Here is a 20,413-nt window from a genome sequence, read left to right as displayed (position 1 = left end):
ACTTAGTCAGTGTTGTTATTTTCGATTTCGGAACTGGTCGATATAAACCGCTCCGATCACCACGATCCCGATAATGATCTGTTGTATGAAGGCAGAGGTGCCTGCCATATTCAGGCCATTGCGCAGAACGCCGATGATAAATGATCCGATCATACTGCCGGAAATACTGCCGACGCCGCCCATCAAGGACGCGCCGCCGATGACGGAGGCTGCGATGGCATCCAGTTCGTACATGACGCCTTCGTTTGGTTGCACCGTCACAAGGCGCGACATCAAAACCATGCCTGCAAGCCCGGCCAACGCACCCGATGCTGAGTAGGCCCAAATCTTGGTGCGGTCGACGTTGACACCAGAAAGGCGCGCGGCCTCTTCATTGGAGCCAACAGAAAAGATATGCCGCCCGATCTGACGCTTCTGTAAAAGGAACGCGCCAAGAACCGCCATGATGAATAACAAGACAGCCGGGTAGGGAATGCCGGCGAAGATAACCTTTGGAAAACCGTTGCTCTGCATCTCGACGGCGCGAAAAAACGAGCCATTTCCCAACGTACCGAAGGCTTCGCCCAAGCGGCTGATCGGGGCAGCACCTGTCAGTTGCAGCGCTATACCGCGCGCGATCATCATCATGCCCAGCGTCGCTACAAACGGCGTGATCCGCATCTTGGTTATAACAATGCCGTTGACGAAGCCGCAGGCCGCCCCCGCCAAGATGCCAAGCGCCATGGCTGGAACGACAGGGACGCCTGCTTTGATGACCAAGCCCGCGACAACCCCCGCCAAGGCCAGAACCGACCCCACACTTAGGTCGATGCCGCCAGTGATGATGACCATCGTCATGCCAATTGCCAATAAGCCGATAACCGAGGTTTGCAGCAGAACAGTCAGGCCGTTGTTTACGCTCAGGAATGCCGGGCTGGTGAACGAAAAGGCCAAAATCAACAAGATCAGCGTCAGCAATGCCGATAACTTGTGCAGCTTTGACCCTGTGGGTAAAAAGCTGAGTTTTGATTTGCCGTCATTGGCCGCCATTTTGTTCTTCCTTCCATGACAAACCAACCCGATCGTGAGTTATCTGTCTTTAATAATAATAAACCGTACGGCGCTGAAATCACGCCGTCAAATGTTTTTAATTTTTTTGAACATTTCGTAAAAAACAGGTATGATGGCGATATCTGAACCAGGATTTAAAACCGCAATGGCCCGTACGAACACACGCTTTGTCGAAGCGCACACTGAAATGTTAAGCATCTGTGATGCAATGGATATTGGTGATCTTTTGCCATCTGAAAACACGCTGGCATCGCGCCTTGGGGTCAGTCGAACGGTGGTGCGCAGGGTTTTGGCCCAATTGGATGAACAATCCATAATTGAGCTACATGGGCGTGAAAAAGTCATCAAACGTCGCTCGATCCAAGAAGACCGAGCCGAAGCGCCACCCGTCTTGTTGAACATTGACGAGTTGGAAGGGCGATTCTTGGATTGGGTGCTGCGCATGGACGTTCCACCGGGCACCATGTTGAACGTCGCACAACTGTCTAAGGATTTTTCCGTCGCGACCCACACCTTGCAAGAGTTCTTTTCATCGCTGAGCCGTTTCGGGATCGTCGTCCGGCGTCCAAAGGGGGGCTGGGTGCTGCACGGCTTCACAAAAGACTACGCGGTCGAGCTCTCGGATTTCCGTACATTGCTTGAGCTAAATTCCGTCAGCCAAATTGTAACGCTGCCCGACTCCCATGAGATTTGGCCGCGTCTTGATCAGCTAGAGCGCGATCACAATGATCTTCTCGACCGGATTGATGAGGATTATCATGATTTCTCACACTTGGATGAAACCTTTCACACCGCCATCAATAACGTGGTCACAAACCGGTTCGTGAAAGAGTTTCAAAAGATCATCTCGCTGGTGTTCCACTACCATTTTCAGTGGAATAAATCGGACGAACGTGTGCGCAATGAAAACGCGATCCGCGAGCATCTTGTTTATATCGACGCATTGCGCAGTCGCGAACTGGACCGTGCACAGGCAGCTGCGAGACGCCATCTTGCCACTTCAAAACAGACCTTGCTGACTTCGCTGAAGGTCAACAGCCACGTACCTTAGGTCGTCACAAAGCTGCGCGCCTGTTCAGTGAGTGGCTTGTTTGCTGCCGCTAGATTGTGCTCCAATGAGCTAACTTTGCCGGTGCCAAGCAGCACGGAGCAGGCAGCGTCATGGTTCAATGCAAATTGCAACGCCGCTTCAGCCAGCGTCAAATCTACGGCTTTGGCGCGCGCTTGCAATGCGGTGACCTGATCGAGGATGTCTTGCGACGCTGGCGCGTAATCGAACCACGCGCCGGGCTTTGGCCCCGTCGCAAGAATGCCCGAGTTGAAAATCCCGCCTAACACCAAACTCGTGCCTTGTTTTGCACATCGATAGAGCAACTCCTTCTCAGCCTCTCGGTCGAGCAAAGTCAGACGTCCGGCCAGCAAGATTACATCGAGCGCCTCACGTTGCATGACGTCGATGCAGACCTGACTTTCATTCACTCCAAGGCCAATGGCACCTATCCGGCCTGCTTGCTTAAGATCGCGCAGTGCGCCCATGCCAGATCCCAAAAGGTCCTCCATATGTCGGGCACCTTCTGTGGCACCATGCGTGTAATCGCCGATGTCATGGACATAAACGATCTCGACATGATCCGTCCCCAGCCGTTCACAACTGCTTTCAAGACTTTGGCGAATACCATCCGCTGAATAGTCGTACCGAACGTCATTCGCCAAAGGCTGGACAAAACCATCAGCCTCTTTCATCGCCGCCCCCTGAGACAAGACACGTCCTACCTTGGTTGACAATATATAGGCGTCGCGCGCCTTAGTTCGCAAAAATACGCCAATCCGTTGCTCTGACAATCCACGCCCGTAGTGGGGGGCAGTGTCGAAGTACCGAATACCGGCAGACCACGCGTGCTGAAGGACGGCGGTCACATCTGCGTCGCTTACGACACCGCCCAAATTGCCAATGCTGGCACACCCAAAGGATAATGAGGTAACCGAAACTTTGGTCTGACCAACAGGTCTTGTGACAATGGACATCAGGTGTGTTCCTTATGGGTGGCGACGATTGCAGCCAGAATGGGTTTCGGTGAAAGATCCCCGCGGTCTTTCGCCCAGGCCAGCATCGCCGCAATCCTTCGCGCCACTTTTTGGGGATGGTTTTGCGCAATATCCGCGATCCGGTGGTCCAGAAAAGGGTTCGCAAAACGCTCTAGGGTGGTGATGACGTAGGCGTCGAATTGCTCCGCCAGATCGGCCGCGACGAATGCGGTGCGCACCTCATGATGCAATACGTGCCTAAGCTGACCCAGTTCATTGGCATCGTTGACCAGATGCCGGACAAGAACATCATCCTTACCCCCGCGTGCGCGCCAACGGTCCGCAAGAAATGTATGACCAAGGTTCAAGACAAACAGCTTCAACGCCTCGATATCAGCCAGCGATGCAACGACCTGTACGGCGGGGTGCCGACAGGGGATGACCAATCCGGGCTGATCCTCGATCGCCCAAAGCGCATAGGCTTCTGCAACTGCGCCAGCTGGCTCAAGAGGTTGCGACACGATCCGGTCCACCAGCGAATTCACCCACGTCACATTGCGTTCTAGATAGGCAAGAAAATCGGGCGCGTCATCCTTCGCCAGTTCCATTACTCGAGCTTTCAGGACAGTCCCGTTGTCAACGATCAGCTCCATCGGCATGATCTGGATTGGGGCTGCGCCTGCGGCAAACCGAAGACGTAAAAGTTGTGTTAATTTGGCAGGGTAGGACATCGCCTGCTTGAAGGTAGATGACCCGTCGCTCAGTCGCGGCGCAAATCCTGCATCGCCGGTATTTGACAGAACAATCTGGGCGTCCTGTACGAAGATGCGGACCACTTCGTCCCATTGACTGGCCGTGGAAAGTGTCCGCGAGACGCTCTTTACATCCAGCGTTTCTTGCACTCTTTCACCATGAACCAACCCCTCAATGCGCACCGGATAGGACCCTACCAAAGCGGCCAAACGCGTAGTTCGGCTGGGATCACCAGAACTTTGCACAACGGTGATCGGACCTACGTCCTGACCTTCCTCCATGGCTTGCGATACGAAAAGGTCAGCGTGTGCTTGCAAGAAGCGGCTCGTGCCGAACTGAAGAATGGGCGTGGGTTGCAAGGGCTGTCCTTTCGTCGACGCCGGATTGAAGTCAGCGCTTTACGTTTGGTTGTTTTTAATTATACAAAACAATTCAAGTCAACCATATCTTCATCGGAACGTCAGATGTCTTCACTTCCTAAGATCGATGCGCATCAGCATTTTTGGCAAATTTCACGTGGTGACTATGATTGGATGACGGACGATGTCGCTGCTATTCGGCACGATATTTTTCCGCCCGACCTGTTACCATTGCTTGAAAAACATGGGCTTGCAGGGACGGTTGTCGTCCAAGCGGCAGCGACAGTGACCGAAACCGAGTTCCTTCTTGGCTTGGCCAAAGAAACTCCTTTCATCAAAGGCGTGGTCGGCTGGGTAGATCTTGAAGATCCCAGTTGCCCCGATGTGTTGGACCGTTTGATGGCCTCCGCCGCCTTCAAGGGGGTGCGCCCCATGCTCCAAGACATCAAAGACACCAACTGGATTGCTCGACCTGCCGTCGTGGGTAATTTGGTTGCCCTTGCTGAGCGCGGTTTGCGGCTTGATGCTCTTGTGGTCCCACGCCATCTGGATGTTCTTGCCCGTGTGGCCGCTGATCTGCCTCAGCTGCCTATTGTCATCGATCATTGCGCAAAGCCTGTCGTCGCTAAAGGTGCCGACGCCGGTGACTACTGGCGTGATCAGATGGCTCGCTTGGCCGAATTGCCCAATTTGATGTGCAAAATATCTGGCCTTGCCAATGAAGCTGGGCCTGATTGGAACGCGGACGTTCTGCGCCCCGTCATTGACCACGTTGTTAAACACTTTGGCTCAGAGCGGATCATGTGGGGGAGCGACTGGCCTGTTCTGAACCTCGCAGGGGACTACGACCAATGGCGGGCCGTGACCGATCAGTTGTTCGCAGACCTGCAAGAACAGGAACGCGCGGAAATTTATGGCGGGACGGCCACCCGTTTTTATGGCTTGGAGCTCTCTTGATGACCTATCACATTGCCTGCATCGGTGAACCGTTGGCGGAAATCTCGCGCGGTAAAGCGAACCTTTCCGTCGCTTTTGGCGGTGACACATTGAACACCGCGATCTATTGCGCGCGTGCTGCCAAGAACCATGACATAGCAGTCCACTACGTGACCGCGATTGGGACTGACGCCCTCTCTGAGGCAGCCCTGGAGCTGATGACACGCGAGGGTATCCACACGACGTACATGACGCGTGATCCGGAACGGCAAATCGGCATCTATGCCATCCAAAATGACGCCCACGGCGAGCGGTGTTTCCATTACTGGCGTGAAACATCCGCCGCGCGCGCCATGTTTTCAACGGACGCTTCACCGCACCTTGCGGCGATCGAGATGGCAAACCTGGTCTATCTGTCGGGCATTAGCCTCGCGATCCTAACCCAAGACGCTCGCGACCGGCTTTGGCACGCTTTGGCGGCGCGGCGCGCCTCGGGCCTTCGGGTCGCGTTCGACTCAAATTACCGCCGCAAACTGTGGGACTCTTCAGACACCGCAAAGCGCGAGATTGCACGCTTCTGGGACATCACAGATATCGCCCTGCCGTCACATGAGGATGAAGCGGAACTCTTCGGCGACAGTAACGCCACCACCATTGTTAACCGAATTGTTGCAGCAGGCGCGCAATCCGGCGCGTTAAAATGCGGCGATGCTGGACCGGTTCAAATTCCATTGTCTGACAACGTGCAAAGCTTCGCCAAAGCCCGCACCGTTGTCGACACAACAGGGGCCGGAGACAGCTTCAATGGTGCCTATCTCGCGGCCATCGCATCCGGCGGAGTACAAACAGACGCCTTGTCCGAAGCCCACCAATTGGCTGCGCGTGTCGTAGCACATCAAGGTGCTGTCTTGCCGCTATCTCCAGCCCCAACACTCCGCCGCATGGGCAGCGTCATCCGCCTCATGCCTGAACATCTGGAAGAATACAAACGTCTCCACGCCGATGTCTGGCCCGGCGTCCTACGCCGCTTGGAAGCCTCCAATTTCGCCAACTATTCTATCTACCTCAAGCAACCCGAATTCCTGATGTTTGGTTATTTCGAGTATACTGGAAGCGATTTTGAAGCCGACAATGCGGCCATTGCCGCTGATCCCATCACGCAAGAATGGTGGGCGGTCTGCGGGCCGATGCAGGACCCATTCGAGACCCGTGCAGGAGGCGAATGGTGGGCCGAAATGGAAGAAGTGTTCCATTTAACCTAATTGGTTCAATCGATTGCGGCCGACAAATCGTGAGTAAAGTGCCCGTTTCGTTGCAAATTGAACCACTTTTGAAACGAGCAATCTGATTGACTACATTTCTTCCAGCGGCGCGGCACATTTCCGCACCTCGCGGACGCAACGAGGCTTTTTCACATCTGTTTTGGGCGCGCTGCGGTAAGGCTCAATGTTCGCCATGGCGACATTCACAACATTAAAGGTTTATAGGTCCAGACCCTACCTAGCTTGCGATATGCGGCTTCAATGCACTCTCCCGGCCACAACCAATTCGATTGCATCACCGACTACGACATACCCCGCCCGAAAAAGGTGCGGGCAAGCTATCAGTTGGCCATCGATCCACCCTCCATGATGTTTTGCTGCTGGCCCGCCGTGGGCAATGACGAAACGCGGCTTGAACGTCGCCAGCAGCAAATCGAAAGCGTCTGTGGTGCTGGTCGGCATGTTCGCCATTTCGGTCGATGGTGTCGCGAAGATGTTGGTTTTCAGCACTCCCGGCACCGCTGTTGTGAGCCAATCAATACGTCGTCGAGTGGCTGACGCGCCCTTGCGGCGTACTGCCCGTTCAGCGTCGTAGTCCTTTCGCCATGATACAAGATCGAAACCGCTAGCAGAGGACCAAAATCGCCACCAATCACCTCCGTTCTGGGCGCCTACAGTGAGGCATCAGCTAGGACCTTGTCATGTCGCTCTGGGCCTGTGGCGGTTGTTGGAGTGTAGATCTTTTTAGCTTATCTTTTTTGGCTAACTAGACGCCCATAAAGGTATGGATTTTTTGCCTAGCGGGCGTTGTATATTGGTTAAGACCTCAGTTTTTCAAGCTAAATTCCTGAGTATCGCGCAGTATCACTGAGCTGCTTACCAATTGTTTTTGTTTGCTTTAATATCGCGTTGAGCTGCATGAGGTAGCACCTGCTTGCACACCGTTACCCACAAAACGCCGACAAAGAATGCCAAAGCTATCAGAGACGTTTGCGCGGAAATTGACGCATGCGAGAGCGGGAACCGACAAGTATTGGGACTCCGAAATCAAGGGCTTGGTGCTCTTCGTGGGGAAGCGATCCAAGACCTGGTATTTCCAGAAAGACGTAGGCGGTCAGACCAAACGCATTCTGATTGGCCGGTTCCCAACGATCTCAGCGCAGGCTGCACGACAAACTGCACTTGGGTTTGCTCTGGAGATGGGCAGGGGGGCAGGGAAGGCGGCGCAGATAGGCGCGCCTACGCTTGAAGCTGCGACGGAAGTCTACTTGGCGCGCCCAAAGTTGCGCTCTGAGGTCCACAAGAGTGGCACACGAAGGCAACTGGAACTCCATTTAAAAGATTGGATGCGATTGCCCCTGGATGAGATTAGCAAAGCGATGGTTGTTCGCCGCCACCAGGAATTGGCGAAGATGCCGTCTGGGGCCAACCATGTGCTTCGCGCCTTTCGGTCAATCTATAACCATGCGCGTCGGACTTACGACCTGCCCGAATGCCCTACCATGGCAATCGAATGGTATGCGGAAAAACCGGACGGCCGTATTATTGATGACTTGAAGGCGTGGCGGCAAACGATCGACGATCTGAACAACCCGATACACCGCGTGTTCTATGAGTTTCTTCTGTTTACCGGCCTAAGAAAAACCGAGGCGCTGACTCTTCAGTGGAGCAGTATCCACGAAGATCATATCCACCTGCCCATGACCAAAAACGGCCGGAGTTTCGACCTGCCCATCTTACAGTTGCATCATGAGATCCTAGCGCCGTTGCGGCCTCTCAGCCGACAGTGGGTGTTTCCTTCTCCAAAATCAGTGGTTGGGCACATCACAAAACCGGAAAGGCTCAAATATAACCCACATATGCATCGCAGGACATTTGCAACGGTTGCAATGGAAGCGGGCGTTCTGGAAGAGATCGTAGGTCGGTTGCTCAATCATACTAGGTTGTCGATCACGGGGCAAAGATACACTCGGCCGTCACTGGTTGCACTTCGTCCCTCAATGGAAGCTGCATGCAGCGAAATCACGGGTCGTATCAACTCAAGCACTTCAGCCTAATAGACTTTCTAGCAAAGCTCGAATTAGGAAGCTGGGCCTTTGCCGTGGTGTGGAAGACAACTCTGAACTCCTTGAGACATACGCTGCAAATACCGATCAGACCCTCGCTGCAAAAGAGAAATATGAGGAAAGGCTAATACGTGAAATGTGCAGGGGGAGAGTTTTTGATGGTTGCCGGTTTCATTGTATCGTCCGCCTATAGTTAGGCTTTGGACCTATCAACAGGTCCCAGCGTCAAGGGCTGCTTTGCATTCTTAGAGATTGCCTATGGTCTTGGGCCAAGAATATGCGCGGCACTCTGCATTTCCTATGGCGCGGGTTATTAGACGTCGCGCTAAGTCTGATCAAGGACACCTGATATATCTCCGTCCAGAACAGGTCGGAGGAAATGTCTATCGTATCTCAAGATGCATTTGGTTCTGACGGCGAAATCATACGCTGCAATGCAATCTGGATCGGCTGCGCTGTCCGTTCGGTAAGTTTCATAAGTCGCCAGAGATGGGAATGAAAATGCCGCAAAGGCCAGGTCATTCGGCCCCTCGTGCGGCAGAAAATATCCATGATGTGTACCGCCAAACCGTTCTACCAGCGGGATCCATGCTTTTGCATAGACCTCAAAACTGTCGATTTTGGCGGGGTCGATCTTATAGGTCACGTGACACGTAATCATGAGGGCTCCGGAAATTTCGCATGTGCGGGGATTTGCTCTAAGTCCGACGCCCAAAAGGGTTGCTCAGAGGTGAATATTCTTAGACGTTCGGCAACGATCGCGGGACCACTCAAGGACCCGGCGGGAACGATCATCTTTGTTCCGTCGCCACTGGCCCAAGGCACACCTGACCCGCAGACCCGGCAGAACGACTTGGAGATATCCCGCCCCGGCATCTGGTAATTTTCGATCTCGCCATTGCCGCTTAGCCAATCGAAGCCTTCGATGGCCCCGAACAAATTAGAGGCAAACGCCGACCCGGAGATTTGGCGGCACTGCTCACAGCTACACAAAAACAGTTTCTCGAAGTTGTTGTCGACCTCGTACGAAACTGCACCGCATAGGCAGCCGCCTTTGATTTTTTGCATCTTCGCTATCCTTCACTATGTGGCGCAACAAGTCTGCTAATGCGTTGCAACTGATCTTTAGCCTGCGTCACCATTCGGTGCAGGGTATCTTGGGCGGGCTCGATAACCCTAACGAAATCGGCGGCTTCACCGACAATCACTGGGGCAATATCTGTGTCGTCCAGATTCCGCGCGGCTTCAAAACGCGCTTGTTCCTCGGGAAGGTTTTGCCTGAGGCCCTCGATGTCCGAACTCCATTGCCGCGTGAAGGAATTTCGCATCGTGCGGAGGTTCCAACCGTCTGGCCAATCGAGACCGCGCGCCATGTCGAAGACGGAACTGCGTTCAGTATTATCACCGCTGGCACGAAGCGCGTCCCGTTTCGCATTGAAGCTCGCGAGGGATTCGTTGCTGGCAAAAAAGCCGGTTCCGCACAACACGCCTGCGGCCCCAAGGGCCAGAGCCGCGGCTAAACCACGCCCGTCTGCAACGCCGCCAGCCGCGATGACCGGAATATCCTGGGCAATATCGACGACCGCAGGAACGAAAGGCAGCGTGGCTCTGGCCCCGCCGTGTCCGCCCGCCTCGGTGCCCTGTGCGACGATGGCATCAACGCCAGCGTCCACAGCTTCGCGCGCTTGCTCAAGTGTCTGCACCTGAACGATAAGTTTTGTTTCACCGGCCCCAATATTGGCGATAAACGGCTGAAAATTACCAAATGACAGCATCAGCGCTGCGGGCGCACGATCAAGGGCCAGATCGAGCAAGTGCGGCTGACGCGCTAGCGACCACGTGACAAAGCCAACCCCAATCCGCGCATCGCCTGCAGCATCGAGTTCGCGGGTGAGCCAATCGGCGTCACCGTAACCACCACCGATCAGACCCAAACCGCCTGCATTGCTCACCGCGGCGGCAAGTGCGCCGCCGCTAACACCAGCCATGGGTGCCAATAGAACGGGATGTTCGATGTCGAACAGATCGCAGAGAGGCGTGCGAATAGACATTTCGGTCAACTCGCCATTTTGCGTCTGTACTGTTCAACCGGAACGCCACCAACGCCCCAATCCTCAAGCGCGACTTCGTCAATGACGACGAAAGTCGTCGCCGGCGACTTGCCGAGAACCCGGACCAGCAGGTCGGTAACGCCGCTGATCAATTCGGCCTTCTGATCGGTCGTGACGGCCTCACGGGTTACCTTGATGTTTACATAGGGCATATCAGTTCCTCTCAGATTTCGCGTTCTTTCATGTGGAAAACCTTAGACATGATCTTCCATTCGCCATTGGTGCGTACAATCGTAAGGAAGTCGATAAAATCCTTTGTACCGATAGAACACCGCAGACGGGCTAGGGCAGTGTTATCGCCCGCGAATTGGATCCCTTCGATCACGTCACGGCGTGGTTCATCGCGTGATGATGGGGATACGCGTTTGGCTACCACCGGAAAATACTCTTCCATCGTGCGATGGAGAAGCGGTGTTTCGTCCGCGGTTGCATAGATCGCTTTTGGATGGAACACGCTTCGTAGCATTTTGACGTCGGCGTGGTAGAGACCATCGAAGTAGATCTCCAACACGCTGGTCACTGCAGCAAATTCAGTCATGCTGCCTGCTCCATGAGACCTTCGGCGACCATCGCCTTGATCGTAGCAGGACGTGCCGCAATGCGCGCAACATAGCTTTGGGTTTTGGGATGCGCGTCAAGGCTCACCCCGACAAAACCTGCCCAATTGAGCACCACAAAAGCATAGGCGTCAGCGACAGTAAAAGTGTCACCCAGAAGAAAGGCGCGGCCGTCTGCGAGGCTTCGCTCGATATGGGCTGCACGGCGTCCGACGCCAGCCTCGGCCTTCTGTCTTGCGTCGCCAGCAAGTTCCCTACCCGAGAAAAACGGGCTGAAGGATTTATGCAACTCGGACGACACGAAATTGAGGGCTTCCTGAAGCCGACTGCGGGCGAGCGTTCCGTTTGGCGGTGCAAGCCCAGCATCGGGTGATTGATCGGCCAAGTACTGCAGGACGGCAGGATTCTCCGTTATGACCTCACCGCTATCGGTGATCAGAGCAGGGACATAGCCGTTCGGGCTGATTGTGCGGAAGTCCTCACCTGCTTCGGTCTTACCCGTTTCGGTGTCTGTCTTGTCGAGTTCGAAGGACGCGCCGAGCTCGTTTAAGATGATGTGCGATGCCATTGAGCACGCGCCAGGTTTGTAGTGAAGTTTCATCAGAGGTTCCCTTTCTGAGGTTTTGCAATGTGACTTGGGGAACGGTACCGATAATAACGCCTCACTGATAATATTGAAATCTCAGCATGATGATCTATTATTCTAATCATCTTAATCGAAAGGGTGCGCCGCGTGATAACATATGAGCAATTGGTTGTGCTGCATGCGATCGTAACAGAAGGGACCTTTCGCGGCGCGGCCGAGCGGTTGAACAAATCCCAATCTGCCATTAGCCACATGCTCAAAAAACTAGAAAATCAGATCGATATCATTCTGCTGTCGCGTGAAGAATACAGACCAACCTTAACCCCAGCGGGAGAGGTGTTTTACCGGCAAGCAACACGCGTCATGCAGCAAATGAAAGAGCTGAACATCGTTGCGAAGAACCTGAATGCCAAGCAGGAGCCAGAGGTATTTTTGGCAGTGACTGCTACGTTTCCATTTAAACCGGTTCTCGAAATCATCGGCACCATCAGGGATCGATTTCCCGCCACGCATGTAAGATTGTCCCGCGAAAGCATGGGAGGACCGATTGAGCGGCTTCTGCGCAATGACGCCGACATCATCATCGCGACGATGGATGGCGTTCCCGTTGATCAGGTCGAAGCGTTGTCCTTTGCGCAGGTCACAATTATGCCAGTGGCCCATCCAGATTTTGAACCCGCGCGAAGTTCGCACATGAAAACGGTCAGCGAAATGCAAAGCTATACACAAGTCGTCGTTGCTGACAGCAGTAGTGGTGAGTTTGCGCAAAGCAGGGATCTGCTTCCAGGCGGGCTTCGCTGGACCGTTTCGGACTTTGCAGCAAAAAAGGAAATCTTGCTGGCGAAGCTAGGCTGGGGCGGCATTCCGACACATATGATCGAAGATGAATTGGCTCAGGGAGCCTTGGTGGCTCTCAATGTTGAAGGTTATGAAACACGCCAATCGCACCTGTTTCAAATGCGCAAGCGCGACAAAGACGTCGGCATTGTTGCCCAGTCAATCTGGGAGCAACTTTCCCAGAAAGCGTAGCAAAGCTCACTAATTTCGTCGTTGTGCCAATTAGTAAATTTTAGGTCGCCGTGACATCGCTTCTGATATTTCCTGGGGTTTCGTCGGCTTGCTCCCGAAGCCAATTGACGAATAATTTAAGGACGGCCCGCGGTGGATGATACCCTTCAGGGTAAACCACAAAGTACGGCCAGTCGGAAATCTGCTTGTTTGGGAAGGGTTCGATCAGCGTACCTCGTGCGATCTCTTCGCTGATAAGAACACTCCGACCAAGCATGAACCCTTCACCATTGACCGCCGCCTGAATTGTTAGGTTGCTGTCCGTGAACAACTGGCTTGGCTTAAGGTTACCGATTGGCTGGACGTTTTCCCGTTCCAACCAAGTGCGCCAATCGAGATTGGTATTCTCTATGCCGAAAGTATGATCTGCAAGAAGTTCTTGGGTCCCGATGTCTTCCAGTGCAACGGCGTGTTTATTCCAATAATCGGGGCTGCAAGCTGGGGACACATATTCGTCCAAAAGCTTTGTTGCATGGCATCCGGGGTACACGCCTATGCCTGACCTTATTGCAAGTGTCAGATTGCTCTGATTGAAGTCCGTCTGATCAAAGGTTGCTTCGATCATCACGCGGAAGTTCGGATGCAAGGCTCGGAACTGCGGTAGCCGATGTATCAACCATCTAGCCGCCAAAGACGGTAAAATACTCAGCCTGATGTCGTCATCATTCTTAATCTCACGTATCTTCGATACATCTTTTTCAAGCTTATCAAATGTTTGATTTATCAACTTGGCAAACTGATGGCCATTCGTGTTTAGGCTGGTTTTGTTAGAAGACCGGTCCAGCAACCTCACACCCATCCAGTCTTCTAGGTTGGTTATTTGCTGGCTCACGGCGGATGGGCTGACACGTAGCTCTGAAGCGGCCCTTGATAAACTTCGATTGCGTGCAACAGCGTCAAAAACGCGCAATGAATTCAGTGGTGGTAGTATTCTCATTTGAGGTTCTCCCGGACCCAAAAGCGCCTTGGCTGGGCAACGTTCACAGTCCCGTTCACTTTGTACACCCTATACCATTAGAATTTCTAACGCCGTAGGTAGTTTTTCATGGGAACCGAGATTGGCGGGCTTGCGCTACACACACCGGAACGTCGCGTTGATTGCGGCCCTAAATTGGAAAACGTGAAATGAAAGCTGTTGGTGTCCTCGAAAACCTCCCGACAAGTAATGTGGCGAGCTTTGTAGATTTTGAACTGCCAGACCCAGTTGCCAGGGGCAAAAATCTGCTTGTTCGTATTCACGGGATATCTATGAACCCCGTGGATTTCAAAGAACGGCACGATATTGTCGGCAAGCTGGCAGAACCAGCCATCTTAGGCTGGGATGCCTGCGGCGAGGTAATGGCCGTCGGCGATGAAGTCACAGAATACAAAGCCGGCGACATGGTCATGTATGCGGGTGAGATCAACCGTCCAGGTTGCCACGCGGAGCTGCAGCTTGTTGACGAACGGATTGTCGGCCCAAAACCTACAAGGCTGACGCCAGAGGAGGCCGCCTGCGTTCCCCTGACCGCACTTGCGGCATGGGAGGCGCTGTTTGACCGTCTGGAGATTGACCGACTAACAGACGAGAATACCGCGCTTTTGATCATTGGTGGTGCAGGGGGGCTTGGGTCAATGGCCATTCAATTTGCGCGCCAGCTTTCAAAGTGCAAGATCATCGCGACAGCGTCACGCAAAGAGAGCAAGGACTGGTGCCTCAAAATGGGTGCCCATCACGTTATTGACCACTCAAAAAATCTAAAGGAGCAACTGGTTAACTTGGACCATGATACCGTTCCTTTGATTTTGAACCTCAGCAGCAACATCCCGTATTGGGAGACCATGGCTGAAATTATCGCTCCCGAAGGTGCGATTTGCTTGGTCGCCAGTACAAAAGCTAAACTGGATCTTGACCTGTTCATGGGGAAAAGCGTGCGCATCAATTATGAGCTGATGTTTACCCGATCACTGTACGCAACAGACAAAATGCCTGCCCAAGGCGATGTCCTGCGGCAGGTTGCCAAGATGATTGATTCCGGAACGATACTGCACACCAGAACCGAAGGTATGGGCAAAATTTCCGCTGCAAATATCAGAAAGGGGCATGCTCGTATTGAGGCAGGACAGATGATTGGAAAAGCGACGCTTTCGGGTATCAACACTTAATCGGGGCTATAGTCATTGGGGCAAATCAACGGAATTGCTGATCTCAGCCCGTAGTCGCCCAAATCCCATCACGTCAGGCATGGGGTATTTTCCTTAAGCGGATCCATACCAAGCGATCCTAGTCACAACGGTCGAGCATGGCCTCAACGACAGCTTCAGGTGCGTCTTCCTGAACAAGATGGCCCGCGTTTTCAATGCGCGTGATCTGTCCACCAGCGATCAAATTTGCGAACTCTTGTCCCTGCTTGAATGGAACCCAATGGTCTTTGTCCCCCCAAAGCACTCGGACCTCGCAATCCATTGGGCCATAGTGATCCTGAATCTCATCGGTCTGCGCTTGATCCATCTGTGCAATCTGTCGGTAGAACGCAGGTTGGCCAACATTGCCCAGCCAAGGCCTCATGTAGACATCAAAAGCTTCTTCCGAGAGGGGCAGACAGGCCGCGGTTTGAAGGTAGGCCCGTAGCAAGGCCGCGTGCATATAGGGCGGCATTCCAGAAAAGGCCGCCTCGTGTTGACGCACGTGCGCAACGAAAGGGGACCCCCACGGGCGCACCACTACAGCATCAAAAATCGTCAGGCGAGAATAGCGCAGATCGTTCAGATGCCACGCCCGCATCGCAGTTGCCCCACCAAAGTCATGCGCCAGAACTTCAGGTTTATCGAGGTCCCAATGAGCGAAGAGTGCGGCAAGCAGATCATTCTGGACGTTCAGGGAAACGTCCTGTCCGTCACGTTTCTCCGACTGCCCGTATCCGATGAGATCAAAGAAATACACGGTAAATCGGGACGCGAGCAACGGGGCAATCCGCCGCCAAACTTGCGACGAAAAGGGCGTGCCGTGCAGCAAGACAAGAGGCGGGCTGTCACCCATATGGCCCCATGCGACCGACGTTCCGTAATGATCGAATGTATTTGGAAGCTCTAACATAGCTGTCCTTGATTTAATCTGTGTTTCACATTAATATAGGAAGTGTCCTATATAGGAGTCAAGCTATGAGCGCGGCTGCAAAAGCCCTTTCAAGCGAACGCCGTCAACAAGTCCTGAAATGGCTCGTTGACCCTATTGCGAATTTCCCGCCACAACACACGGGCAATCTGGTCAAGGACGGTGTCTGTGTGGGGTTCATTGCCGACAAGCTTGGCATCGCGCAGCCCTCGGCGACGTCGCAAATGAAAATCTTGCAGGAAGCCGGTCTTGTGACGCCAACCCGTATCGCTCAGTGGACATTTTACAAACGTGATGAGGCGGGGATCAAAAAAGCCCTGTCCGAGCTTTCTGCCTTGTTGAACTAGGCGAAACTTGGATTTTTTCGAACGTTTATCGCATCCGCATACCCCTCCCAATACGAACACCTTAGAGCGGTCGTTTTGGGAGGGTTGCAGGTATCCAGAGAAATATGGATTGAACCCAAAAGGATGAATTGCCTCGCCCTAATCATCCGCCACGTTGGGATTTCATGAACTCACGCCGTTGCGCCAACGCTGCGATGTGTAGGCAAATCCAAAGGGGAACCGCGAAACAAGGAATGAGCAATAGTGGAAGGCTGGCGAGCGCCGCGGTTGATTGCGGTTCAGCAACGAAAGGGATTGTTCCTCGGGAGACTAGACCCGAAAGAACCGCCCCAACAAAGTCGAGCAGCCCGATGATGTGAAATGCCAAATATCGTGGTGATGCCAGAAATGCACGGTTTGCGGCCAGCTTAACCACCACAAGCGGCGCGAGAAACGCGACAAGTACATCGCCCCAACCTGCAAAGAACGCAAATATCACCGGAAGGTGGCCATAGGCCGCAACGAACAGGAACCCCGCACCCAAAATGCGCAACCCTTGCATGCCATTAAGCCAGATGGGGTTGATGCTGAGGACGTGAGTGCGAAACCAGCTCAAGCGCATCGCAAAAAGAAAGAGCAGCGGGGGAAGTAACATCGCCAAAAGCGTTAGTGCCGGTGGGTCACTCGGGGCGGTGTGAAAAACGCCCGCGCGCCCTAGCAAGACGATTGCGAATAACCAAACAACAACCAGCACGAGCATAGGTTTTGCAAATTCTGGTCGTGCGATTTGCGCTTCTGAAGCTTCAAGATACGTCATCTCAATTCCTTACTTGATGGTTATTCGAGGCCGATAATTTTTTCCGTAAGGCGTGCATATTTTGCCGCCCATCTTCGAGCTTTTCTTGCCCAATAATCTCATAAAGTTCGGTCTGGGCTTTCCTCCAAGCTGTCGTTGCCTGCTCTAACAGTGCCTCACCTCTTTCTGTCAAACGCGCAGTTTTTTGCCGCCTGTCCTTGCCAGTATTCAATTCGACAAAGCCGTCCCTGACAAAAACACCTACAGCGCGCGTCAAAGACGATTGGTCCATATCTATAGCGTCCGCGATATCCCTCAGAGGTAGGTCATGTGACTGGGCATGGCCTACCGCTGTGAGGACAGAGAACTGTGTTACCTTTAAGCCAGTATCGGCCATTGCTCGATCATAGGTTCTGGCCGAAACCCGAGCTAAGCGTCTGCTCGCGAGGTTTAAGCAATCGGTGAGGGGGTTAAACATGTAATTCCTTGCGTATGCATTCAATTGAATTCATTCATACTCAACCTTGACCAAACTTCAAGAGATACTTGTGTACACATGTAAATGGGCAGCCCTCGAAAAACCAATGCCGCTCAATTCTCGCCCTACGTCGAATAACTAACCTTAGCATAGCGCAAAAATCTTCGTTTTTGGAATTGCCGTGCTTGGAATGCGAAACCTTTCGAGGCGACACAAAGGGCTGTCGAAGAGAAACGTTAGGGTAAGCGATGGGCCTTCGGAAACACTCCGTGCCACGCATCGCACTTAACCGAAATTAGTATTCTCGGCACTGCATAAAACCTACATTAAGGAGTCATTCTGTTGAAACCTCGAAGGTTTTGAAGTCAATTTTTTCTGGCAGAAACGGGTTTTTGCCTGGTGCCAGATTAGAGCTTTCGCGAAGGTCGTTGTTTCGCCCAGTCGGAGCGAAGTCTCCAGTTTGGCCGACCCCTTCAATGAAATTTGCCTCGTCGGTGAGCGACCTGCTGCTCCTCAAACTTAGTTTAAAAACGGGACTTTTCAACAAAATTGGCCTTGGGCCCCCATTCGCTGCGCCCTGCACCAGCGACTGTTATCCTGACAAAACGACTGTTCACGGCTCATTTTCAATGGCCGCTTTTGGTATCCTATATCTAGTACCAACATTTCTGTGCTGAAACGATTTAGCCTATCAAAACCAGTGTTGGTGCGTCTTAAATTACGCGGTGTTAGAGCCGTGCCTTCTTCGCGACGATTTTGGGCGTTCTGGCAGCGATAGTGTTGCGTCGGCCCGGGGCGACTGGCTAATGATTTGGCCGTTGGCGACGACATAAAGTCGGGCAGGACGTAGACGCAGGGCTTCGATCGGGTTGCTGGCATCAAGGACAACCAAGGACGCCTTAGCGCCAACGTGTAGCCCGTAGTCTGTCAGGCCCATCGTTTTGGCGTTGTTTACGGTGATCATATCAAAGCATGTCCGCATATCATACGGGCTGGTCATTTGCGCGACATGCAATCCCATGAAGGCCACGTCAAGCATGTCGGCAGTGCCAAGCGAATACCACGGATCGAGCACGCAATCCTGACCCCACCCTACATTGATACCCATAGCCAACATTTCCTTTACGCGCGTCAAACCACGGCGCTTGGGGAAGGTGTCATGCCGCCCTTGCAGGACAATATTGATGAGCGGGTTTGGGATCACGTTGATTTCTGCTTCGGCAATAAGCGGAAGCAATTTTGAGACATAGTAGTTGTCCATCGAATGCATCGACGTCAGGTGCGATCCCGCAACCCTGCCATTGAGGCCCAACCGCTTCGTTTCGTATGCGAGAGTTTCGATGTGCCGTGAATGTGGATCGTCGGATTCGTCGCAATGCATGTCCACTTGCAAACCACGCGCCTCTGCGATTTCGCAGAGTTCTTTCACCGACGTCGCGCCGTCTGCCATGGTGCGTTCAAAATGTGGGATACCCCCAACAACATCGACACCCATGTCTAAGGCGCGGATGGTGTTTTCACGCGCGGTGGGATCGCGGTAAAAACCGTCCTGTGGAAAGGCGACAAGTTGTAGATCGATGTAGTTTTTGACTTGCTCTCGAACTTCAAGCAGCGCTTCGACCCCCAAAAGCCGATCGTCACATGTGTCAACATGGCTGCGAATAGCCAAGAGCCCCATGCTCGCCGCCCAATCGCAATAGGTGAGCGCCCGCGCAATGATATCGTCTTGGGTCATGACCTGTTTAAGTTCGCCCCATAGTCCAATCCCTTCAAGCAACGTGCCGGATGCGTTGATCCGAGGCAGGCCGTAGGACAGTGTCGCATCCATGTGAAAATGCGGGTCGACAAAAGGTGGGCTGACCAAATCGCCAGATGCATCAATCACCTTGCCAGCTTCCGAGGAATCAAGTGACCCAATGGCCGTGATTTTATCGCCTACTATTCCAATGTCCGAGACTTGCCCATCTGGCAATGTGCCGCCTTTGACGATCAGATCAAACATCAGCGTTCTCCTTTATTGAATGGCACCATAAGCGCGGCAGGCACTTCGGCACGCCGTGACATCAGGATAAGCGCGAATATCGATAGGATATAAGGCATCATCAGAAAAATCTGGTAGGGGATTTGTGTGCCCAAACTTGTCTGTTGCACGCGAATTTGCAGCGCATCAAAAGCAGCGAAAAGAACCGCGCCTAGCAGAGCCTTACCGGGTTTCCAGGATCCAAAGACAACCAATGCAATACAGATCCAACCACGGCCGTTGACCATCTCAAAGAAGAAGCTGTCGAATGCCGACATGGTTAGGAACGCGCCGCCAACTGCCATCAGACCGCTTCCCACCATAACAGCTCCCATACGTATGGCCGTGACAGATAGGCCTTGAGCCGCGACGGCAGCAGGGTTCTCACCGGCCGCCCGTACGGCGAGGCCAAGGGGGGTGCGATAGAGGACCACGCCGACGACCCCAACAAGAATGAAGGCGAGATACGTCAACGGTGTTTGCGAAAACAACGCAGGACCAAGCAATGGGATGTCTGACAAGATCGGGATTTCAAACGGTTGGAACGCTTCGATTTTTGGCGGGCTTGTGACCTCTGGCAACGCCAGCCGATATGCATAATAAGTGGAAGACGTTGCAAGCAAAGTGACACCAAGGCCAACAACATGCTGAGACAAGCCGAAGGGCACGGTGAGTGTGCTATGCAGCAGGCCAAATAACATCCCCACCAACATCGCAACGCCTACGCCGGCCCAAAGTCCAGTACCGGAATAGACCGCCATCCAACCTGCAAATGCGCCCGCGACCATGATGCCCTCAATACCAAGGTTCAAGACGCCAGCACGCTCGCATATCAACTCTCCCAATGTGGCAAAGATCAATGGGCTAGCGATGCGAATTGCTGCGGCCCAAAAGCTGGCTGTGAAGAGGATTTCGATAATTTCCAT

Annotated in this window: 23 protein-coding genes; 8 read left to right on the top strand and 15 right to left on the bottom strand. The window is 53.3% G+C overall.

All coding sequences use genetic code 11. The features are described 5' to 3' along the window. Positions 1–15 precede the first annotated feature (15 nt). The gene (locus tag C1J03_RS17440) at positions 16–1,029 is read right to left on the bottom strand and encodes an ABC transporter permease (protein ID WP_114887744.1); all 1,014 of its coding nucleotides are present in this window, start codon (positions 1,027–1,029) and stop codon (positions 16–18) included. A 166-nt stretch (positions 1,030–1,195) separates the two neighbouring features. On the opposite strand from C1J03_RS17440, the gene C1J03_RS17435 reads away from it, so the two are divergent. Continuing rightward, a complete protein-coding gene (locus C1J03_RS17435; protein WP_114889062.1) occupies positions 1,196–2,101 on the top strand; it encodes a GntR family transcriptional regulator in 906 nt (301 codons plus the stop codon). Here the strand turns inward: C1J03_RS17435 and C1J03_RS17430 are convergent. Both C1J03_RS17430 and C1J03_RS17425 read right to left on the bottom strand, forming a co-directional pair. Beyond that, positions 2,098–3,075, bottom strand: a complete 978-nt coding sequence (locus C1J03_RS17430; RefSeq protein ID WP_114887743.1) for an aldo/keto reductase — start codon at positions 3,073–3,075, stop codon at positions 2,098–2,100. The two genes, C1J03_RS17435 and C1J03_RS17430, sit on opposite strands and share 4 nt — an antisense overlap. Next, the gene (locus C1J03_RS17425) at positions 3,075–4,187 is read right to left on the bottom strand and encodes a mannitol dehydrogenase family protein (RefSeq protein WP_114887742.1); all 1,113 of its coding nucleotides are present in this window, start codon (positions 4,185–4,187) and stop codon (positions 3,075–3,077) included. Before C1J03_RS17425 ends, C1J03_RS17430 begins: the two co-directional genes overlap by 1 nt. Positions 4,188–4,292: 105 nt before the next feature. Here C1J03_RS17425 and C1J03_RS17420 point away from each other — a divergent pair, with 105 nt between their 5' ends. From C1J03_RS17420 to C1J03_RS17405, 4 genes are all read left to right on the top strand, one after another. Then, a complete protein-coding gene (locus C1J03_RS17420; RefSeq protein ID WP_114889061.1) occupies positions 4,293–5,144 on the top strand; it encodes an amidohydrolase family protein in 852 nt (283 codons plus the stop codon). Next, complete coding sequence (locus C1J03_RS17415) at positions 5,144–6,385, top strand: PfkB family carbohydrate kinase (RefSeq protein WP_162798580.1); 1,242 nt, start codon at positions 5,144–5,146, stop codon at positions 6,383–6,385. The genes C1J03_RS17420 and C1J03_RS17415 overlap by 1 nt, the downstream gene beginning before the upstream one ends. Positions 6,386–6,782: 397 nt before the next feature. Further along, on the top strand, positions 6,783–6,980 hold the full coding sequence (locus tag C1J03_RS25395; RefSeq protein WP_162798579.1) for a hypothetical protein: 198 nt from the start codon (positions 6,783–6,785) through the stop codon (positions 6,978–6,980). A 373-nt stretch (positions 6,981–7,353) separates the two neighbouring features. Next, the gene (locus tag C1J03_RS17405; RefSeq protein WP_114887739.1) at positions 7,354–8,442 is read left to right on the top strand and encodes a tyrosine-type recombinase/integrase; all 1,089 of its coding nucleotides are present in this window, start codon (positions 7,354–7,356) and stop codon (positions 8,440–8,442) included. 334 nt (positions 8,443–8,776) lie between these two features. Here C1J03_RS17405 and C1J03_RS17400 read toward each other — a convergent pair whose 3' ends face one another. From C1J03_RS17400 to C1J03_RS17375, 6 genes are read right to left on the bottom strand one after another with little or no spacing between them, the layout of a single operon-like run. Beyond that, positions 8,777–9,112 (bottom strand): NIPSNAP family protein, encoded by a 336-nt coding sequence (locus tag C1J03_RS17400; RefSeq protein ID WP_114887738.1) that lies wholly within the window; start codon positions 9,110–9,112, stop codon positions 8,777–8,779. Further along, positions 9,109–9,519 (bottom strand): GFA family protein, encoded by a 411-nt coding sequence (locus C1J03_RS17395; protein WP_114887737.1) that lies wholly within the window; start codon positions 9,517–9,519, stop codon positions 9,109–9,111. The genes C1J03_RS17400 and C1J03_RS17395 overlap by 4 nt, the downstream gene beginning before the upstream one ends. 5 nt (positions 9,520–9,524) lie before the next feature. Continuing rightward, the gene (locus C1J03_RS17390) at positions 9,525–10,502 is read right to left on the bottom strand and encodes an NAD(P)H-dependent flavin oxidoreductase (protein ID WP_114887736.1); all 978 of its coding nucleotides are present in this window, start codon (positions 10,500–10,502) and stop codon (positions 9,525–9,527) included. A gap of 5 nt (positions 10,503–10,507) precedes the next feature. After that, positions 10,508–10,714 (bottom strand): tautomerase family protein, encoded by a 207-nt coding sequence (locus tag C1J03_RS17385; protein ID WP_114887735.1) that lies wholly within the window; start codon positions 10,712–10,714, stop codon positions 10,508–10,510. Positions 10,715–10,725: 11 nt separating this feature from the next. After that, entirely contained in the window at positions 10,726–11,100 is a 375-nt protein-coding gene (locus C1J03_RS17380; RefSeq protein ID WP_114887734.1) for a nuclear transport factor 2 family protein, read from the bottom strand. Continuing rightward, on the bottom strand, positions 11,097–11,720 hold the full coding sequence (locus C1J03_RS17375; protein WP_114887733.1) for a glutathione S-transferase C-terminal domain-containing protein: 624 nt from the start codon (positions 11,718–11,720) through the stop codon (positions 11,097–11,099). The genes C1J03_RS17380 and C1J03_RS17375 overlap by 4 nt, the downstream gene beginning before the upstream one ends. A 132-nt stretch (positions 11,721–11,852) precedes the next feature. Here C1J03_RS17375 and C1J03_RS17370 point away from each other — a divergent pair, with 132 nt between their 5' ends. Then, on the top strand, positions 11,853–12,734 hold the full coding sequence (locus C1J03_RS17370; protein ID WP_368073907.1) for a LysR family transcriptional regulator: 882 nt from the start codon (positions 11,853–11,855) through the stop codon (positions 12,732–12,734). Positions 12,735–12,774: 40 nt separating this feature from the next. Here the strand turns inward: C1J03_RS17370 and C1J03_RS17365 are convergent, their stop codons facing one another. Further along, complete coding sequence (locus C1J03_RS17365; RefSeq protein WP_114887732.1) at positions 12,775–13,710, bottom strand: LysR substrate-binding domain-containing protein; 936 nt, start codon at positions 13,708–13,710, stop codon at positions 12,775–12,777. Positions 13,711–13,898: 188 nt separating this feature from the next. Here C1J03_RS17365 and C1J03_RS17360 point away from each other — a divergent pair, with 188 nt between their 5' ends. Next, positions 13,899–14,918, top strand: coding sequence for a zinc-binding alcohol dehydrogenase family protein (locus C1J03_RS17360; protein ID WP_114887731.1), 1,020 nt, complete (start codon positions 13,899–13,901; stop codon positions 14,916–14,918). A gap of 118 nt (positions 14,919–15,036) precedes the next feature. Here C1J03_RS17360 and C1J03_RS17355 read toward each other — a convergent pair whose 3' ends face one another. Then, positions 15,037–15,849: an alpha/beta fold hydrolase gene (locus C1J03_RS17355; protein WP_114887730.1), complete on the bottom strand. Its 813-nt coding sequence runs from the start codon at positions 15,847–15,849 to the stop codon at positions 15,037–15,039. A gap of 65 nt (positions 15,850–15,914) precedes the next feature. Here C1J03_RS17355 and C1J03_RS17350 point away from each other — a divergent pair, with 65 nt between their 5' ends. Next, complete coding sequence (locus C1J03_RS17350) at positions 15,915–16,214, top strand: ArsR/SmtB family transcription factor (protein ID WP_114887729.1); 300 nt, start codon at positions 15,915–15,917, stop codon at positions 16,212–16,214. A gap of 142 nt (positions 16,215–16,356) precedes the next feature. On the opposite strand, the gene C1J03_RS17345 is transcribed toward C1J03_RS17350, so the two are convergent. From C1J03_RS17345 to C1J03_RS17325, 4 genes are all read right to left on the bottom strand, one after another. Continuing rightward, the gene (locus tag C1J03_RS17345) at positions 16,357–17,010 is read right to left on the bottom strand and encodes a hypothetical protein (protein ID WP_114887728.1); all 654 of its coding nucleotides are present in this window, start codon (positions 17,008–17,010) and stop codon (positions 16,357–16,359) included. Position 17,011: 1 nt separating this feature from the next. After that, on the bottom strand, positions 17,012–17,386 hold the full coding sequence (locus C1J03_RS17340) for a MarR family winged helix-turn-helix transcriptional regulator (protein ID WP_162798577.1): 375 nt from the start codon (positions 17,384–17,386) through the stop codon (positions 17,012–17,014). A gap of 799 nt (positions 17,387–18,185) precedes the next feature. Further along, positions 18,186–19,469 carry an amidohydrolase family protein gene (locus tag C1J03_RS17330; RefSeq protein WP_114887725.1) on the bottom strand — a complete coding sequence of 428 codons (1,284 nt, stop codon included), beginning with the start codon at positions 19,467–19,469 and terminating at the stop codon, positions 18,186–18,188. Continuing rightward, positions 19,469–20,413 (bottom strand): ABC transporter permease, encoded by a 945-nt coding sequence (locus tag C1J03_RS17325; RefSeq protein ID WP_114887724.1) that lies wholly within the window; start codon positions 20,411–20,413, stop codon positions 19,469–19,471. The genes C1J03_RS17330 and C1J03_RS17325 overlap by 1 nt, the downstream gene beginning before the upstream one ends.

This window comes from Sulfitobacter sp. SK012, from assembly GCF_003352085.1.
Classification (GTDB): domain Bacteria; phylum Pseudomonadota; class Alphaproteobacteria; order Rhodobacterales; family Rhodobacteraceae; genus Sulfitobacter.
Note: the sequence above shows the minus strand (reverse complement) of the source record. Positions and strands in the feature narration are given on the sequence as shown.

Coding starts and splice junctions, on each gene's coding strand:
- C1J03_RS17325 (WP_114887724.1), bottom strand. CDS start 20,413: ATGGAAATTATCGAAATCCTCTTCACAGCCAGCTTTTGGGCCGCAGCA.
- C1J03_RS17435 (WP_114889062.1), top strand. CDS start 1,196: ATGGCCCGTACGAACACACGCTTTGTCGAAGCGCACACTGAAATGTTA.
- C1J03_RS17395 (WP_114887737.1), bottom strand. CDS start 9,519: ATGCAAAAAATCAAAGGCGGCTGCCTATGCGGTGCAGTTTCGTACGAG.
- C1J03_RS17420 (WP_114889061.1), top strand. CDS start 4,293: ATGTCTTCACTTCCTAAGATCGATGCGCATCAGCATTTTTGGCAAATT.
- C1J03_RS17340 (WP_162798577.1), bottom strand. CDS start 17,386: ATGGCCGATACTGGCTTAAAGGTAACACAGTTCTCTGTCCTCACAGCG.
- C1J03_RS17330 (WP_114887725.1), bottom strand. CDS start 19,469: ATGTTTGATCTGATCGTCAAAGGCGGCACATTGCCAGATGGGCAAGTC.
- C1J03_RS17375 (WP_114887733.1), bottom strand. CDS start 11,720: ATGAAACTTCACTACAAACCTGGCGCGTGCTCAATGGCATCGCACATC.
- C1J03_RS17430 (WP_114887743.1), bottom strand. CDS start 3,075: ATGTCCATTGTCACAAGACCTGTTGGTCAGACCAAAGTTTCGGTTACC.
- C1J03_RS17415 (WP_162798580.1), top strand. CDS start 5,144: ATGACCTATCACATTGCCTGCATCGGTGAACCGTTGGCGGAAATCTCG.
- C1J03_RS17360 (WP_114887731.1), top strand. CDS start 13,899: ATGAAAGCTGTTGGTGTCCTCGAAAACCTCCCGACAAGTAATGTGGCG.
- C1J03_RS17440 (WP_114887744.1), bottom strand. CDS start 1,029: ATGGCGGCCAATGACGGCAAATCAAAACTCAGCTTTTTACCCACAGGG.
- C1J03_RS17350 (WP_114887729.1), top strand. CDS start 15,915: ATGAGCGCGGCTGCAAAAGCCCTTTCAAGCGAACGCCGTCAACAAGTC.
- C1J03_RS17380 (WP_114887734.1), bottom strand. CDS start 11,100: ATGACTGAATTTGCTGCAGTGACCAGCGTGTTGGAGATCTACTTCGAT.
- C1J03_RS17390 (WP_114887736.1), bottom strand. CDS start 10,502: ATGTCTATTCGCACGCCTCTCTGCGATCTGTTCGACATCGAACATCCC.
- C1J03_RS25395 (WP_162798579.1), top strand. CDS start 6,783: ATGACGAAACGCGGCTTGAACGTCGCCAGCAGCAAATCGAAAGCGTCT.
- C1J03_RS17365 (WP_114887732.1), bottom strand. CDS start 13,710: ATGAGAATACTACCACCACTGAATTCATTGCGCGTTTTTGACGCTGTT.
- C1J03_RS17400 (WP_114887738.1), bottom strand. CDS start 9,112: ATGATTACGTGTCACGTGACCTATAAGATCGACCCCGCCAAAATCGAC.
- C1J03_RS17405 (WP_114887739.1), top strand. CDS start 7,354: ATGCCAAAGCTATCAGAGACGTTTGCGCGGAAATTGACGCATGCGAGA.
- C1J03_RS17355 (WP_114887730.1), bottom strand. CDS start 15,849: ATGTTAGAGCTTCCAAATACATTCGATCATTACGGAACGTCGGTCGCA.
- C1J03_RS17385 (WP_114887735.1), bottom strand. CDS start 10,714: ATGCCCTATGTAAACATCAAGGTAACCCGTGAGGCCGTCACGACCGAT.
- C1J03_RS17345 (WP_114887728.1), bottom strand. CDS start 17,010: ATGACGTATCTTGAAGCTTCAGAAGCGCAAATCGCACGACCAGAATTT.